The sequence below is a fragment of the Sulfitobacter delicatus genome, assembly GCF_900102535.1.
GTDB classification, from domain to species: domain Bacteria; phylum Pseudomonadota; class Alphaproteobacteria; order Rhodobacterales; family Rhodobacteraceae; genus Sulfitobacter; species Sulfitobacter delicatus.
Genome location: NZ_FNBP01000001.1, coordinates 60,246 through 74,146 on the forward strand (window position 1 = coordinate 60,246; position 13,901 = coordinate 74,146).

At 60.4% G+C, this 13,901-nt stretch carries 13 protein-coding genes, 1 tRNA gene and 1 pseudogene; 9 read left to right on the forward strand and 6 right to left on the reverse strand.

Annotation, left to right across the window (positions count from 1 at the left end):
• Positions 1–68 precede the first annotated feature (68 nt).
• Together BLS57_RS00325 and BLS57_RS00330 are read right to left on the reverse strand one after the other, a co-directional pair.
• Positions 69–722, reverse strand: coding sequence for a hypothetical protein (locus BLS57_RS00325; RefSeq protein ID WP_093738039.1), 654 nt, complete (start codon positions 720–722; stop codon positions 69–71).
• Between the two features lie 116 nt (positions 723–838).
• Positions 839–914: transfer RNA gene (locus tag BLS57_RS00330), tRNA-Trp, on the reverse strand.
• Positions 915–1,058: 144 nt separating this feature from the next.
• Between BLS57_RS00330 and BLS57_RS00335 the strand changes: the two genes are divergently transcribed.
• Positions 1,059–1,556 carry a ferritin-like domain-containing protein gene (locus tag BLS57_RS00335; RefSeq protein WP_093738041.1) on the forward strand — a complete coding sequence of 166 codons (498 nt, stop codon included), beginning with the start codon at positions 1,059–1,061 and terminating at the stop codon, positions 1,554–1,556.
• A 54-nt stretch (positions 1,557–1,610) separates the two neighbouring features.
• Here the strand turns inward: BLS57_RS00335 and BLS57_RS00340 are convergent, their stop codons facing one another.
• Entirely contained in the window at positions 1,611–2,273 is a 663-nt protein-coding gene (locus tag BLS57_RS00340; RefSeq protein ID WP_093738043.1) for a CatB-related O-acetyltransferase, read from the reverse strand.
• A gap of 281 nt (positions 2,274–2,554) precedes the next feature.
• On the opposite strand from BLS57_RS00340, the pseudogene BLS57_RS00345 reads away from it, so the two are divergent.
• A pseudogene (locus BLS57_RS00345) lies at positions 2,555–3,388 on the forward strand (glycosyltransferase); the annotation flags it as partial.
• Between the two features lie 102 nt (positions 3,389–3,490).
• On the opposite strand, the gene tuf reads toward BLS57_RS00345, so the two are convergent.
• Positions 3,491–4,666 (reverse strand): elongation factor Tu, encoded by a 1,176-nt coding sequence (tuf, locus tag BLS57_RS00350; RefSeq protein ID WP_093738047.1) that lies wholly within the window; start codon positions 4,664–4,666, stop codon positions 3,491–3,493.
• A 151-nt stretch (positions 4,667–4,817) separates the two neighbouring features.
• A complete protein-coding gene (locus tag BLS57_RS00355; RefSeq protein WP_244153562.1) occupies positions 4,818–5,396 on the reverse strand; it encodes a hypothetical protein in 579 nt (192 codons plus the stop codon).
• A 125-nt stretch (positions 5,397–5,521) separates the two neighbouring features.
• Here BLS57_RS00355 and BLS57_RS00360 point away from each other — a divergent pair, with 125 nt between their 5' ends.
• The gene (locus BLS57_RS00360) at positions 5,522–6,880 is read left to right on the forward strand and encodes a cytochrome P450 (RefSeq protein ID WP_093738049.1); all 1,359 of its coding nucleotides are present in this window, start codon (positions 5,522–5,524) and stop codon (positions 6,878–6,880) included.
• 27 nt (positions 6,881–6,907) lie between these two features.
• Here the strand turns inward: BLS57_RS00360 and BLS57_RS00365 are convergent, their stop codons facing one another.
• Positions 6,908–9,349, reverse strand: coding sequence for a DNA topoisomerase IV subunit A (locus BLS57_RS00365; RefSeq protein WP_093738051.1), 2,442 nt, complete (start codon positions 9,347–9,349; stop codon positions 6,908–6,910).
• 211 nt (positions 9,350–9,560) lie between these two features.
• Here BLS57_RS00365 and BLS57_RS00370 point away from each other — a divergent pair, with 211 nt between their 5' ends.
• The 6 genes from BLS57_RS00370 (at position 9,561) to BLS57_RS00395 (ending at position 13,882) form a co-directional block, all read left to right on the forward strand.
• Positions 9,561–10,307, forward strand: a complete 747-nt coding sequence (locus tag BLS57_RS00370; RefSeq protein ID WP_093738053.1) for an SH3 domain-containing protein — start codon at positions 9,561–9,563, stop codon at positions 10,305–10,307.
• A 57-nt stretch (positions 10,308–10,364) separates the two neighbouring features.
• A complete protein-coding gene (locus BLS57_RS00375) occupies positions 10,365–11,198 on the forward strand; it encodes an SDR family oxidoreductase (protein WP_093738055.1) in 834 nt (277 codons plus the stop codon).
• Positions 11,199–11,255: 57 nt separating this feature from the next.
• Positions 11,256–11,462, forward strand: a complete 207-nt coding sequence (locus BLS57_RS00380; protein ID WP_067623948.1) for a twin transmembrane helix small protein — start codon at positions 11,256–11,258, stop codon at positions 11,460–11,462.
• Positions 11,462–12,034: a cob(I)yrinic acid a,c-diamide adenosyltransferase gene (locus BLS57_RS00385; protein WP_093738057.1), complete on the forward strand. Its 573-nt coding sequence runs from the start codon at positions 11,462–11,464 to the stop codon at positions 12,032–12,034. The genes BLS57_RS00380 and BLS57_RS00385 overlap by 1 nt, the downstream gene beginning before the upstream one ends.
• Positions 12,035–12,197: 163 nt before the next feature.
• Positions 12,198–12,956 carry an electron transfer flavoprotein subunit beta/FixA family protein gene (locus BLS57_RS00390; RefSeq protein WP_093738059.1) on the forward strand — a complete coding sequence of 253 codons (759 nt, stop codon included), beginning with the start codon at positions 12,198–12,200 and terminating at the stop codon, positions 12,954–12,956.
• Positions 12,956–13,882, forward strand: a complete 927-nt coding sequence (locus BLS57_RS00395) for an electron transfer flavoprotein subunit alpha/FixB family protein (protein WP_093738061.1) — start codon at positions 12,956–12,958, stop codon at positions 13,880–13,882. Before BLS57_RS00390 ends, BLS57_RS00395 begins: the two co-directional genes overlap by 1 nt.
• Positions 13,883–13,901 lie beyond the last annotated feature (19 nt).

A 13,901-nucleotide genomic window follows, 5' to 3' on the forward strand; every position in this document is an offset into this window, starting at 1 on the left:
CCCTATTGGCGGATTGGGCGGATGTAACGGGTCCGCCGCATGGTTTCAAGACTGCGTTTGCGCAGGCTCTATCCTTCGGAGTTGCGCAAACTATCGAACCGCCGCGCCATAGCGGCATCATGGCGTGCATCGGCAGCGGCCATTTCACCAAAATCTGGCAGATAGAGCCCATCCACCGTACCCTCAGGAAAGCGGTCGAGAATGGCATCCCATTTCATCGCAAAAGCATCGAGCCTGTTGTGCAGATCCGCTGCACGTTCAGGTCGACGGCCCGCATACCAGCGACCAATCGCCATGCCCCGCCGCCAGAAACCGTCATAGCCAAGGGCCAGAAAGACGCCGAGGATGAGGAAGACAGTCAGCAGCAGCACGCCAACCACCAACCAAGGGCGGAACAGGACAAGCAACGCCAGGCAAGCGAGCACGATATGCCGAGTAGTAGGCCGGTACCCGATCAGACGCGCCCAGGCCCGTGCTACCAGTCCGGGGCGCGACGGCTTTTTCGCCACCCTCTCCGGCGTGGCAAGCGCCTCTTCCAAAGGCGGTAAGGCTGCTGTCCCCTTGCGAGGCTGCGCAACAGGTGCAGGCTCGGCCCGTTTCGCTGATTCCGGCTTTGGCCCCTTCGGCGTAGTCGCCTCAGCCTTCAGCAAGTCTTGAATTGCCGCCAAGGAGGCCGGGTCAAGCTCGGCCGCCGGCGCAGGATGGTCGGGGGTATTCGTCATATCAGGCTCTCTCACGCAGATACGCGAAGCCTAGCCCGGCATTCAGACAGACCGAGGGCGCAAATGCGGCAAGACCGTGGCGCCTCGGCGCTGAGCGCGTAATATGTTGGTAAATGTGGCAGGGGCTGAGGGACTCGAACCCACGACCCTCGGTTTTGGAGACCGATGCTCTACCAACTGAGCTAAACCCCTATGCCGGTGGCTTGGGTAGTCGCAATTCGTCCCCGGATCAAGAGCCGATCTGCCCTTTCCCGCCGATATTCGCCGCTTTGCGGAACATTGCGGTCCGCGCTCACGTTTTCCCGACGAACCAAGCCCGAAACCGGAGGACGAAACATGCCGATGAACAACCTGAAAGACGTCTACACTGACCAACTGCAGGATCTCTACTCTGCGCTGAAGCAATCGCTGGAGGCCACAAACGCCCTTGGCCGTGCGGCAGAAGACAAGGAATTGTCCGAAGCGCTGATCGACGGCAGCAATGGGATTTCCAAAGGGATGGACGTGCTTAAATCCATCTGTGCCAAACATGACCTCGATCCCGCTGGCGAGCACTGCCACGGCATGGAAGGCCTTGTGAAAGAAGCGCATAAACACGTGCTCGAAGAAGACTTTGGCGACAGCGACACCCGCGACGCGATGATCATCACGCAGTACCAGCGCATGGTGCACTACGCGCTCGCCGGTTACGGCTGCGTCGTTGCCTTTGCCAACCGTCTGGGCGAGAACGAAGACGGCGCGCAGCTACAAGAGCAGCTCGACCACACCTATGACGGCGACCGCCGCATGACTGACATTGCGACCAAAGGTGGGGTCAACGCCGACGCGGCTTAACCCTCACCGAAACGAATCGCTCAGGGCCGGCCCATTGGGTCGGCCTTTTGTCTGTCAGCCCGCCGGTTTTGCCTTCTCCAGTGCCGCGATGTCGCCACCACAAATCGCCGCCTCGTGCTCAAGAATGTGATCAATCGGCCAGTCCCACCATGCGATCTCCAACAGCCGAGCAATGGCGTCGTCAGAGAATCGCCGCCGGGTGACCCGTCCGGGATTGCCGACAACAATGCTATAGGGCGGCACCCTGCCGCCAACGACTGCGCCGGCCCCGATGATCACACCGTCGCCGATCTCCGCCCCCGGTAGAATACGCGTCCCCTGCCCGATCCAGACGTCATTCCCGACAATCGTATCCGCACCCGGTTTTGGCAGTGAAGGCCGCCCTGTCCGGTCACCGCCGCCAAATACTGCAAAGGGAAAGCTGCTGATTCCGTCGTGCCGGTGATTGGCCGAGGCCGTGATGAATTGGGTCCCATCTGCGATCTGACAGAACTTGCCGATGATTAAGCACTCTGGGCTGAAGTCGAAAAGATAAGGCGCCAGCCGCGCGGCCCAATCTTTGGGCGGGTCAAAGGCGCTGGCGTAGCTATAGGCGCCGACCGAAATGCGCGGATGGTCCAGCACAGCGGAGAGAAAGACTGTGCCGAGGTGCGGGCTCCCGTCAGGGAGCGTAATAGGAAAGCGAGTGTTGGGAGCGGGAAAGTTGGATACGGGCATGAATGCCTCCGGAAGCTGATGTTGCGTTACTCACTTCACGGCGCTGTTCATCGGACCCTCTCCTATTGTTTCGGTACTTTATCATTAGTCTCCCACTGGCACCAGAGATACAACCTTTGCGGGAAGGCACATCGGGCGCTAAGGTAAACAAAACAATAATTTCACGGCGGGTCATCTGACCATTTTATTGAGCAGTTAGTTACAGGTTTTACATGACGATTTCGCGCAGTCTTTCATCGCGCGTGCAGGCCATTGGTCTGACCCGCTAGTCCTATCCTGCCGCCGGAACTGGGTTCCGCAAGAACGGTGATGACGTCGGCGACTTGCGCGCGCGTCTCTACGCACCACACCGGCTCGACCACCGTCTTTTTCTGCTGGAGAACGTGCTGCTGCCCGGCCTCAAGCGACAAAGTGATCCAGACTTCACCCATCTGTTTTTGATGGGGGATCAGCTTCCGGACCCATGGCGCAGCCGTGTGCTTGACCTGCTCGCTAAGATTCCGCAAATCATTCCGATCTTTGCCCCTGAGGGGCGCAGGCTCAACGACGTCTGCCGCGAAGCGATCCACGACCATACCGCAGCCGACTGCGAGGTGACCGCACAATACCGGCTCGACGATGACGATCGTCTGGCGGCCAGCTTCATCGGCGAGAGCAGACGGCTCTTTGGCACATTCGAACCGCTCTACGAAACCCAAGGTCACTTCGGGCTCGACTTCAACCGCGGCTTCATCCTGCAAACCACAGCCCAAGACCTGACAATGCGCCCTGTCAGCATGCGCTTCTGGGCGCCGGGGATGGTGGTCTTTCAGCGCCGCGGTGCGAAGCGCACCGCTTTGGACTACAACCACCTGAAACTATGGCGCTACATGCCGACGATGACATGGCGGGAAGAGCCGATGCTCATCCGCGGAGCGCACCATGACAATGACAGCCACCTGTCGAGCTTTGGCCGCCGCGCCCGCGGTTTTGTCTTTGATCCGCCCAACCCGCGGCGGTATTTCAAAAAGAACTTCGGCGTGAACCTCAACCGAATGCAGCGGGTCTGGGACGCCCAAAAAGCGTATTTTCTACAGGATGCGCCGCCAGAGGTTCGTCAACTGAAGGCCGGCTAAGCCAACCCGCTTTCAAAGGTCTTCACACAACGCAAAAGGCCGCAGCAAAAGCTGCGGCCTTTCGTTTGTCTTATCGTTCGGGCCCGAAGGCCCGCCCCATAATTACTCAGTGATCTTCGACACAACGCCGGCGCCAACCGTACGACCACCTTCGCGGATCGCGAAGCGCAGGCCGTTTTCCATGGCGATCGGTGCGATCAGCTCAACGCCGAAGGACACGTTGTCGCCTGGCATAACCATCTCGGTGCCTTCTGCCAGCTGAACAGTGCCGGTCACGTCAGTTGTACGGAAGTAGAACTGCGGACGGTAGTTCGCGAAGAACGGCGTGTGACGGCCACCTTCCTCTTTGGTGAGGATGTAGGCTTCGGCTTCGAACTTGGTGTGCGGGGTCACGGAACCCGGCTTGCAGAGAACCTGACCGCGCTCAACGCCGTCACGCTCAACGCCACGCAGCAGCGCGCCGATGTTGTCGCCAGCTTCACCACGGTCCAGCAGCTTGCGGAACATTTCCACACCGGTGCAGGTGGTTTTCTTGGTGTCGCGGATGCCGACGATTTCGATTTCGTCGCCAACGTTGATCACGCCACGCTCGACACGGCCTGTCACAACGGTACCACGACCGGAGATCGAGAACACGTCTTCGACGGGCATCAGGAAGGGCTGGTCCACGGCGCGCTCGGGCGTCGGGATGTACTCGTCCACAGCGGCCATCAGCTTCTTGATCGCTTCTTCGCCGATCTCGGGCTTGTTGCCTTCCATCGCCGCCAGAGCGGAACCGGGCACAACGGGGATGTCGTCGCCAGGGTAGTCGTAGGAAGACAGCAGCTCGCGGATTTCCATTTCGACCAGCTCAAGCAGCTCTTCGTCGTCGACCTGGTCAACTTTGTTCATGAAAACGACCATGGCGGGGATGCCAACCTGACGGCCAAGCAGGATGTGCTCACGCGTCTGGGGCATTGGGCCATCGGCGGCGTTCACAACCAAGATCGCGCCGTCCATCTGAGCGGCACCGGTGATCATGTTTTTCACATAGTCAGCGTGGCCGGGGCAGTCGACGTGAGCGTAGTGACGGTTCTCGGTCTCATACTCGACGTGCGCGGTCGAGATGGTGATGCCGCGGGCCTTTTCTTCGGGCGCGCCGTCGATCTGGTCATACGCTTGGAAGTCACCGAAGTATTTGGTGATCGCCGCGGTCAGCGTGGTTTTACCGTGGTCAACGTGGCCGATTGTGCCGATGTTGACGTGTGGCTTGTTACGTTCAAACTTTGCCTTTGCCATGGTGGCGCCCTTTTAATTGAGGGGCCCCAACGGGGACCCGAACCCTATCTGGCGGGCGATGTATTGGGTCTGGCAGGTAAAATCAAGCGGGACTTGCACCTTATGCCCTTTTAAAGCGCAAGACGGCGCGTCCTGGGGCCGGTTCGGTCGGTTACTTGTCTTCCGGTCCCGCGGCTGATGCTGTCGCCACCCCACCATTGAACCAACCCTGCTCACGGTTTTGCTTCACAAGGTAGTTCTCAATCGCCTTGGCGGCGTTCTGGCTAAGGTTCTTGAGCTGCTCATCCGCGGATTTGGTATAGCCTGAGCCGACAACCGGCCCTTGGTCAAAGGATTCAAAGACGGTGATCTGATGCGGCTCGGCGTTCAGCTTCTTGTTCTTTGCATCATCCCAAACCGTCAGATTCAGGATCAGGATGGACTTCGGCGCAAAGACCAGCGGGATGCCGGGCTGGGCCAGCACATAGCCCTCGACGCTGATGCCGAAGTGATAAAAGCGCTCCCCGTCATAGCGATCAAACCGCTCCGCCGTTGCGGCCTGAACGGCGGCGGCCAGTTCGTCCTTGCTGACTTCACGGCTCAGCGGACCTTTCTGAGCCTTGGGCGCCACGACGATATTGTGATGCAGGTTAAAGTCCCCCAGCGGTGTCGGCGCATCGCCCAAATCGGACGCGCCGTTACAGGCGGCCAAAGTCGCAACAGTCATCAGCACGGCAAGAACTCGGATCATCGGCACATCCCTCGGGGCGTTAATATCTTGAAAGGGGTAGCCGATGGCCGGGGGCGGCGCAATCATTTGCCGCAGTTGCATGGTTAGGGGGCTGCGCTATCTTAGCGGGGAATGAGGACAGCATCATGACCGAGCCAGCCCCCCTCCCCGTCCGCGTGCCGCTTGTGACCGAACCTGTCGGCCTGTGGGGCAGCCTGCAAATGGCGCGGCGCAATGTGCTGAGCATCATTCCCAAGATCGCCACCACCCAGCCGATGGTTTCAGGCAAGACGGGAAAGCGCTGGCATATGGTGATGGACCCCGGCGCGATTCGTCAAATCTTGCTCGACCGGTTGGATGACTATCCGAAATCACTGGTGACCAAGAACCTGCTGCGCCCCGCCATCGGAGAATCGCTCTTCATTGCCGAAGGCGCCCATTGGCGCTGGCAACGCCGCGCCGCCGCGCCAGTGTTTTCGCAGCGCAACGTGCGCAATCTATCCCCGGTGATGACTACCGCCGCCAGCCGAGCCGCCGACCGCATTGCCGAAGCCGGGCCACGCGCCGTGAACATGCTGGATGAGATGGTTACCACCACCTTTGACGTGATCGGTGACGTCACCTTCTCCGGCGACGGCACTTTTGACCGCGACAAGGTGCACGGGGCGATTGACGACTATATCGCCGAGGCGGGCAAGATCAGCCTGTTCGACATTCTGGGCTTTCCCGACTGGCTGCCCCGCCCGGGGCGGATCATGTCGGGCCAAGCGCTGAAGCAGATGAAGGCCATGGCCGACAGCGCGATTGAAGCCCGCGTCGCCCGCGGCCACGAGGGCACGCCCGATCTGCTGGACCTGCTGCTCGACGGTGTGGACCCAAAGACCAAACGTCAGATGAACACCGGCGAACTGCGCGACAATCTGTTGACCTTCATCGTCGCGGGGCATGAGACCACGGCGCTGACGCTGGCGTGGTCGATGTATCTGATGGGGTTCGACCAAGACATGCAGGCCCGCGCCCGCGCTGAGGTGCAGTCCGTGCTGGGTGACCGGCCCTGCACTGGGGACGACGTCGACAACCTGCCGCTGGTGCGGATGATCGTGGACGAGGCGCTGCGGCTCTACCCCGCCGCCGGGATCATCTCGCGCACGGCTTTGAAGAAAGACAGCCTTTGTGACCGCGAAATTCTGCCCGGTGATACGGTGATGATCCCGATCTACGCGCTTGGCCGCAGCGAACTCCTGTGGGACAACCCCGACGCCTTCCGGCCCGAGCGTTTCTCCGACCGCAAGGCGATTGACCGCTACGCCTATCTGCCCTTTGGCGACGGGCCACGCATCTGCATCGGGGCGAGTTTTGCGCTGCAAGAGGCGGTGATCATCCTCGCGACGCTCTTGGGCCGGTTCAAATTCACCCCGGTGCCGGGGAAAGACCCTGAGCCGGTGATGATCCTCACCCTTCGCCCCGAAGGTGGCGTCTGGATGACGGCCGAGCCACTTAGCTGACCCCGCCGCAAAGCGGGGCCGCTGGGATCAGTTGAACTTGTTGTCGCGCGGGAAGCCGCGCGGTGCCATGCGGCCCGAACTGGCGCGCTTGCCGGTCCATTCGGCCAGATCGACCTCGGTGCGCGTTCGGCCCGCCGGGTCCTGCCAGCTTAGGCCCGCTTCACGCGTAAAGGTGGTGGCATCCGAAAGCCCGCCGTCCTTGTACTTTTGCAGACGCACGCCCTTGCCCCGGCCCATCTCGGGCAGTTCATCAAGGCCAAAGACCAGCACCTTGCGGTTCTCGCCGACGGTCGCGACGCTGTCGCCCGACACCGCATGACAAACCAGCGCGGTCACGCCTTCGCCGCGCACGTTCAGCACCTGTTTACCGCTGCGGGTCTGGGCCACGACCTCGTCCTCGGGCACGACAAAACCATCGCCCGCCGAGGAAGCCACCAGCAACTTGCGCCCCGGTTGGTGGATAAAGAGCGAGACGATCTGCACCTCATTAGGGAGATCGACCATCAGCCGCAGCGGCTCGCCCATGCCGCGTCCGCCAGGCAGATTGGCGGCGGAGACGGTGTAGAACCGCCCGTTCGAGCCAAAGACCAACAAGCGGTCCGTGGTCTCGGCATGGAAGATGAAACGCGGGCCGTCGCCGTCTTTGAACTTCAATTCGCGGTTCAGATCGATATGGCCGGTCATGGCGCGGATCCAGCCCATCTGGCTACAGACCACGGTGATTGGCTCACGGTCGATCATCGCCTCAATCGGCACGTCTTCAACCTCGCCTGCGGTCTCGAAGGTGCTGAGACGCTGGCCGCGTTTCACCCCGTCAATGACCCAATCTTTGCCGAATTGCTTTTTCGTGGCGCGCAGCTGGTCGGCAATGGTGGTCCATTGCAACTCTTCGTTCTCGAGCAAGTCCTCAAGACCCGCGCGTTCCGACATCAGCGCATCGCGCTCGCGCACCAGCGCATCTTCTTCCAAGCGCCGCAAAGACCGCAGACGCATGTTGAGGATCGCTTCGGCCTGCACATCCGACAGTCCATTCTCGCGGCCCGCATAGCTGTGCGGCACGGCGCGGGTGTCCCCGCTCTCGGCCAGCACGCCCGTCGCCTGCGCCTCGGCATCCGCGATCACCGCGAGTTTGGAGACATCGACACCGGCCAGCGGCGAGACATAGGCGCTCTCATCCATGGCACGGCTCAGCGTGTCTTGGTGCACCCGGCTCCAGTCCTCATACATCAAGGCGGCCTTGGGGTCGTCGTCATAACGGATGATCTCGATCACGCGGTCGAGGTTCAAAAACGCCGTGATCAGGCCCTGCAAGACTTCGAGCCGGTGGTCGATCTTGTCCATCCGGTGCCGCGAACGGCGTTGCAGCACCTCGCGCCGGTGGTCGAGGAAGGCGCGCAGCACTTCTTTCAGCGAGCAGACCTTGGGCGTCTGCCCGTCGATCAACACGTTCATGTTGAGCGAGAACCGCACCTCCAGATCAGAGTTGCGGAACAGCATGCCCATCAACACCGCCGGATCGACGTTCTTCGAGCGCGGCTCAATGATCATGCGGATGTCTTCGGCGGACTCGTCACGCACATCAGCGAGAATCGGGATCTTCTTGGTTTGGATCAGCTCCGCGATCTTTTCGATCAGCTTGGACTTCTGAACCTGATAGGGAATTTCGGTGACAACGATCTGCCACGCGCCCCGACCGAGGTCTTCGACCTCCCAGCGGCAGCGCAGGCGGAAGGAGCCACGGCCTGTGCGGTAGGCGTTCGCGATGTTCTCCGCCGGTTCAACAATCACCCCGCCAGTGGGGAAATCGGGACCGGGCACATATTTCAAGAGCGTCTCGTCGCGGGCGTCGGGCGTCTTGATCAAATGGATACAGGCGTCGCACAGTTCGGCAATGTTATGCGGCGGGATGTTGGTGGCCATGCCCACAGCGATCCCCGAGGAGCCATTGGCCAGCAGATTCGGAAACTGCGCGGGCAGCACCACAGGTTCGGTCAGCGTCCCGTCATAGTTCTCGCGGTAATCAACGGCGTTCTCGTTCAGCCCTTCGAGCATCGCTTCAGCAACGGCTGTCATTCGCGCTTCGGTATAACGCGAGGCGGCGGGGTTATCGCCGTCGATGTTGCCGAAGTTACCCTGCCCGTCGACCAGCGGATAGCGCACGTTAAAGTCCTGTGCCAAACGCGCCATCGCATCGTAAATCGCGGCGTCGCCATGGGGGTGATAGTTACCCATCACGTCGCCCGAAATCTTGGCCGATTTACGAAAACCCCCGGTGGAGGACAGCTTCAACTCGCGCATCGCATATAGGATGCGGCGATGCACCGGTTTCAGCCCGTCGCGGGCGTCCGGCAGCGCACGGTGCATAATCGTCGACAGCGCATAGGTCAGGTAGCGCTCCCCCAACGCACGGCGCAGCGGCTCGGACAGATCATTCGGGTCGAGTTCAGGGGGAGTGGTTACGTCAGACATGACGGTTCTTTTAGCTAAGCCCCCGCATACGAGCAAGCGTCAGATTGTTTCCTCCCCCATTCAGATTCCCCGCTGACCATCTGTCAAGGGACGCCCAGGTTGAAAAATTAACCGTCCGCGAATTTTTGCCAAAAGGTTTTGAACCATCGGCGTAGCTTTGCGTTGGGTCGGTGAGAAAACAGTGATGTTCACAGTATTGGGGTATGGCGCAATGAAACGGTTCATTTTTCTGACTTTCGGCTTCATGGGCTGGGCTTTCTACGAGATGAGCGGCGGCGCCGATTTTGAACCTGCAAGCCAGCGCATGGCACGGTTGCAAGATGCAGAGACCACGTCCGTTACCGAAGCCTCCACGGAGGCGGGCAAGATTGTCACTGCAGCCGCGGAGAACGCGGCGCGCGACCTAAAACGCGCCGAACAGCGTGAGAAGGTCTTTGCCGCAAGCAACAAATCCAAACCGCGTGAAGCGACCCGTGTTGCCTTGAACCTCACCACATTGAGTGACCTGCCCCGGGCGAGCGATATGGCGATGGTTGAGCAAGCGGTCGCCAAGACCCCTGTCCCAAAGGCAACTGAAACCCGTTCGATCAGTGATACCGGCGCGAAGGTTATCAAAGCATCGGCACCAATGCCGCAAAACGCTGGCTACACCGTGTCTTCCAGCAACACACCAGCGATCATCCCAAGCCTGATCGCCCCGAACGACACCGCTGTGGCGAAGTCTGAGAGCACCACGGTCACCCAAATCAGCACCACACAAGCCGACATCCGCACGGTGAGCGGCAACCGCGTAAACGTGCGCCGCGGTCCGGGCACCAACTTTGGCATCGTGGGCAAACTTGGCGCTGGTGATGCCGTGAAAATTATTGAAGACAATGGTGACGGTTGGGTCCGCCTCCGCTCGGTTGATGGTAAGGAAATGGGCTGGATGGCCGAATTCCTGCTGAGCTCCAGCTAACTTGCCAATTCAACCACATCACGCGATGAAGGGCCTTTCATTCGAAAGGCCCTTTTGATGTCCGCCAAACGTTCGATCCTGATTACCGGTTGCTCCAGCGGGATCGGCTATGCGGCCGCGCATGGGATGCGAGCCCGCGGCTGGCAGGTCTTTGCCGCCTGCCGCCAACAAGAGGATTGCGACCGGCTGGCCGTCGAGGGCTTTGACGCACCGCGGCTGGATTATACCGATGAGGCCAGCATCCAATCGGCACTGGCGCATGTACTGGAACAGACCGGCGGTCGTCTCGATGCCCTGTTCAACAATGGCGCACATGCCACGCCGGGACTGGTCGAAGACCTCCCCACCGAAGCATTACGCGAAATTTTCGAAGCCAATTTCTTTGGGTGGCACAGCCTTACCCGCGCTGTGATCCCGGTGATGCGCGCTCAGGGGCACGGGCGGATCGTACAGTGCTCATCGGTGCTTGGCATGGTCGCTATGCCGTGGCGCGGGGCGTATAACTCGACGAAATTCGCCCTCGAAGGGCTGACAGACACGCTGCGACTGGAGATGCGCGGTACAGGGATCGAGTTGATCTTGATTGAGCCCGGCCCTGTCACCTCCAAACTCCGCACAAAGGCGATTCCGCGCTTTGAGCGCTGGATCGATTGGAAGAACAGCCCGCGTGCGGAAGAGTATGAATCCACCATGCGGCCACGGCTTTACGACGACAGCGGCAAGAAAGACCGTTTCGAGCTGCCGCCTGAAGCGGTGGTCGAGAAGCTCGCCCATGCAGTCGAATCCCCGCGCCCCCGTCCGCGTTATTTCGTCACAACCCCGACCCATATTGCAGGGGTTTTACGGCGTATCCTGCCGACGCGAGCGCTGGATTGGGTTACCAGCCGCTGATTTTGGTTGCGCGAGTGACCCGCGCCGCTACATCTCGGGGCAACGAAAGGACAGCCCATGCCAAATGATCCGTTTTTCGTGATCGTCCTGCTTTCTGTCGTGGCGGTTGCCGTCGTGCTCCTGATGGGGCTGGGCGGTTTTGCCACCGGCGGCAAGTTCAACAAGCGCAACGCCAACAAGCTGATGCGCTGGCGGATCATCGCCCAGTTCATCGCCGTACTGCTGATCCTGGCCTATGTATACTTCCGAGGGGGAACGATCTGATGGTGGTCTTGAACAAGATTTACACCCGCACTGGCGACAAGGGCACGACAGCACTTGGCAATGGCGAGCGTGTTGCGAAACACGACGCGCGGGTCGAGGCCTATGGCACATCGGACGAGTTGAACTGCTTTGTCGGCGTGGCGCGGTTGGAAGCTACCAGTGCCACTGACGAAGCCCTCGCCCGCATCCAAAACGATCTGTTTGATCTCGGGGCAGACCTTTGCCGCCCCGATATGGCCGCAGATAAGGATGCCGAATACCCGCCTCTGCGCGTCACCCAAGAGCAAGTCGACCGGCTGGAACGAGAGATAGACGTGATGAATTCCGAATTGGAGCCGCTGCGCAGCTTTATCCTGCCGGGCGGTCGCGCGTTGGCGGCGCATTTGCATGTTTGCCGCACCGTGGCACGCCGCGCAGAACGTCTGGCGGTACTGCTTTCAGAGCAGACCGAGATCAACGCTGCCACGGTCACCTACCTCAACCGACTGAGCGATTGGTTCTTTGTCGCCGCGCGCATGGCGAACAACAGCGGCAAGGAAGACGTGCTCTGGGTGCCCGGGGCGAACCGTTAAAATAATAGCGCTAACAGAAGAAAAACCGGGAAAACGCCGCGTTCAAAACTGCAAATACCCTGATTTTGGCCTGTTTTGATCCGATCCGCTTCGTTACACCCATCTTGAGAATTAGGGAGACCGGGCCAAGCCCCGCGTCACAAACTGAGGAGAGAGACCGCTCATGAAGGTACTGGTGCCTGTCAAACGCGTGATCGACTATAACGTGAAGGTTCGCGTCAAAGCGGACGGATCGGGTGTTGATCTCGCCAACGTGAAAATGTCGATGAACCCCTTCGACGAAATCGCCGTCGAACAGGCGATTCGCCTTAAGGAAGCCGGTCAGGCTGAAGAGATCGTTGCGGTCTCCATCGGTGTGAAACAGGCGCAGGAAACCCTGCGCACCGCTTTGGCGATCGGCGCGGACCGTGCGATCCTCGTGGTGGCATCGGACGATGTGCACAAGGACATCGAGCCGCTGGCCGTGGCCAAGATCCTGAAAGCCATTGTCGACGAAGAGCAGCCGGGCCTCGTGCTCTGCGGCAAGCAAGCGATCGACAACGACATGAACGCCACCGGGCAGATGCTTTCGGCGCTGATGGGCTGGTCGCAGGCGACCTTCGCCTCCGAGATTGCCATTGAGGGCGACAAAGCCAAAGTGACCCGCGAAGTCGACGGCGGCCTGCAGACCATCGAGGTCTCCATGCCCACCGTGGTTACCGTGGACCTGCGCCTCAACGAGCCGCGCTATGCCTCACTGCCCAACATCATGAAAGCCAAGAAAAAGCCGCTGGATGAGAAAACCGCCGAAGACTACGGCGTCGATGTCTCCAACCGCTTGGAAATCGTCAAAACCGTCGAGCCTGCCGAGCGTGCCGCTGGCATCAAGGTCGGTTCGGTTGACGAGCTTGTGGCGAAACTCAAAGAAGCGGGGGCTGTGTAATGGCTGTTCTTCTGATTGCCGAAATTTCCGATGGCGAATTGTCCATGGACGCAACTGCCAAGGCCGTGACCGCGGCCAAGGCTCTGGGCGATGTGACCGTTCTGGCGGCTGGCAGCTCTGCTGCGGCGGCGGGCGAAGCGGCGTCCAAGATCGACGGCGTGTCCAAGGTGCTGGTCGCCGAAGACCCGATGCTGGGCCACCGTTTGGCCGAAGCCACAGCGGCGCTGATCGTGTCGCTGGCCGGTGACTATGACCACATCGTCGCGCCTGCGACCACCGACGCCAAGAACGTGATGCCCCGCGTCGCGGCGCTTTTGGACGTCATGGTGATCTCGGATGCTTCTGGCGTTGTCGATGCGGACACCTTTGAGCGTCCGATCTATGCCGGCAACGCGGTTCAGACAGTGAAATCCACCGACGCCAAGAAAGTCATCACCTTCCGCACATCGACCTTCGATGCGGCCGGTGAAGGTGGCTCCGCCTCGGTCGAGACCATCTCGGCTGCCGAAAACCCCGGTCTGTCCACTTGGGTTGAAGACAAGGTCGCCGAATCCGACCGCCCCGAGCTGACAAGCGCGGGCGTTGTGGTGTCTGGTGGTCGTGGCGTTGGCTCCGAAGAGGACTTCGCCTTGATCGAGAAACTGGCCGATAAGCTCGGTGCCGCCGTTGGCGCCTCGCGCGCTGCTGTCGATTCGGGCTACGCGCCGAACGACTGGCAGGTTGGCCAGACTGGTAAAGTTGTCGCCCCCGACCTCTATATTGCGGTAGGCATCTCTGGTGCGATCCAGCACCTTGCCGGGATGAAGGACTCTAAGATCATCGTCGCGATCAACAAAGACGAAGAATCGCCAATCTTCCAGGTGGCCGACTACGGTCTGGTTGCCGACTTGTTCGACGCGGTGCCTGAGCTGATCGAAAAGCTCTGAAGCTCTTCACGTGAAACAA

What these genes read in the sequence shown, in the direction of transcription:
- BLS57_RS00380 (WP_067623948.1), top strand. Translation starts at nt 11,256, where the DNA reads ATGCCAAATGATCCGTTTTTCGTGATCGTCCTGCTTTCTGTCGTGGCG.
- tuf (WP_093738047.1), bottom strand. Translation starts at nt 4,666, where the DNA reads ATGGCAAAGGCAAAGTTTGAACGTAACAAGCCACACGTCAACATCGGC.
- BLS57_RS00375 (WP_093738055.1), top strand. Translation starts at nt 10,365, where the DNA reads ATGTCCGCCAAACGTTCGATCCTGATTACCGGTTGCTCCAGCGGGATC.
- BLS57_RS00365 (WP_093738051.1), bottom strand. Translation starts at nt 9,349, where the DNA reads ATGTCTGACGTAACCACTCCCCCTGAACTCGACCCGAATGATCTGTCC.
- BLS57_RS00395 (WP_093738061.1), top strand. Translation starts at nt 12,956, where the DNA reads ATGGCTGTTCTTCTGATTGCCGAAATTTCCGATGGCGAATTGTCCATG.
- BLS57_RS00325 (WP_093738039.1), bottom strand. Translation starts at nt 722, where the DNA reads ATGACGAATACCCCCGACCATCCTGCGCCGGCGGCCGAGCTTGACCCG.
- BLS57_RS00390 (WP_093738059.1), top strand. Translation starts at nt 12,198, where the DNA reads ATGAAGGTACTGGTGCCTGTCAAACGCGTGATCGACTATAACGTGAAG.
- BLS57_RS00355 (WP_244153562.1), bottom strand. Translation starts at nt 5,396, where the DNA reads ATGATCCGAGTTCTTGCCGTGCTGATGACTGTTGCGACTTTGGCCGCC.
- BLS57_RS00370 (WP_093738053.1), top strand. Translation starts at nt 9,561, where the DNA reads ATGAAACGGTTCATTTTTCTGACTTTCGGCTTCATGGGCTGGGCTTTC.
- BLS57_RS00360 (WP_093738049.1), top strand. Translation starts at nt 5,522, where the DNA reads ATGACCGAGCCAGCCCCCCTCCCCGTCCGCGTGCCGCTTGTGACCGAA.
- BLS57_RS00335 (WP_093738041.1), top strand. Translation starts at nt 1,059, where the DNA reads ATGCCGATGAACAACCTGAAAGACGTCTACACTGACCAACTGCAGGAT.
- BLS57_RS00385 (WP_093738057.1), top strand. Translation starts at nt 11,462, where the DNA reads ATGGTGGTCTTGAACAAGATTTACACCCGCACTGGCGACAAGGGCACG.
- BLS57_RS00340 (WP_093738043.1), bottom strand. Translation starts at nt 2,273, where the DNA reads ATGCCCGTATCCAACTTTCCCGCTCCCAACACTCGCTTTCCTATTACG.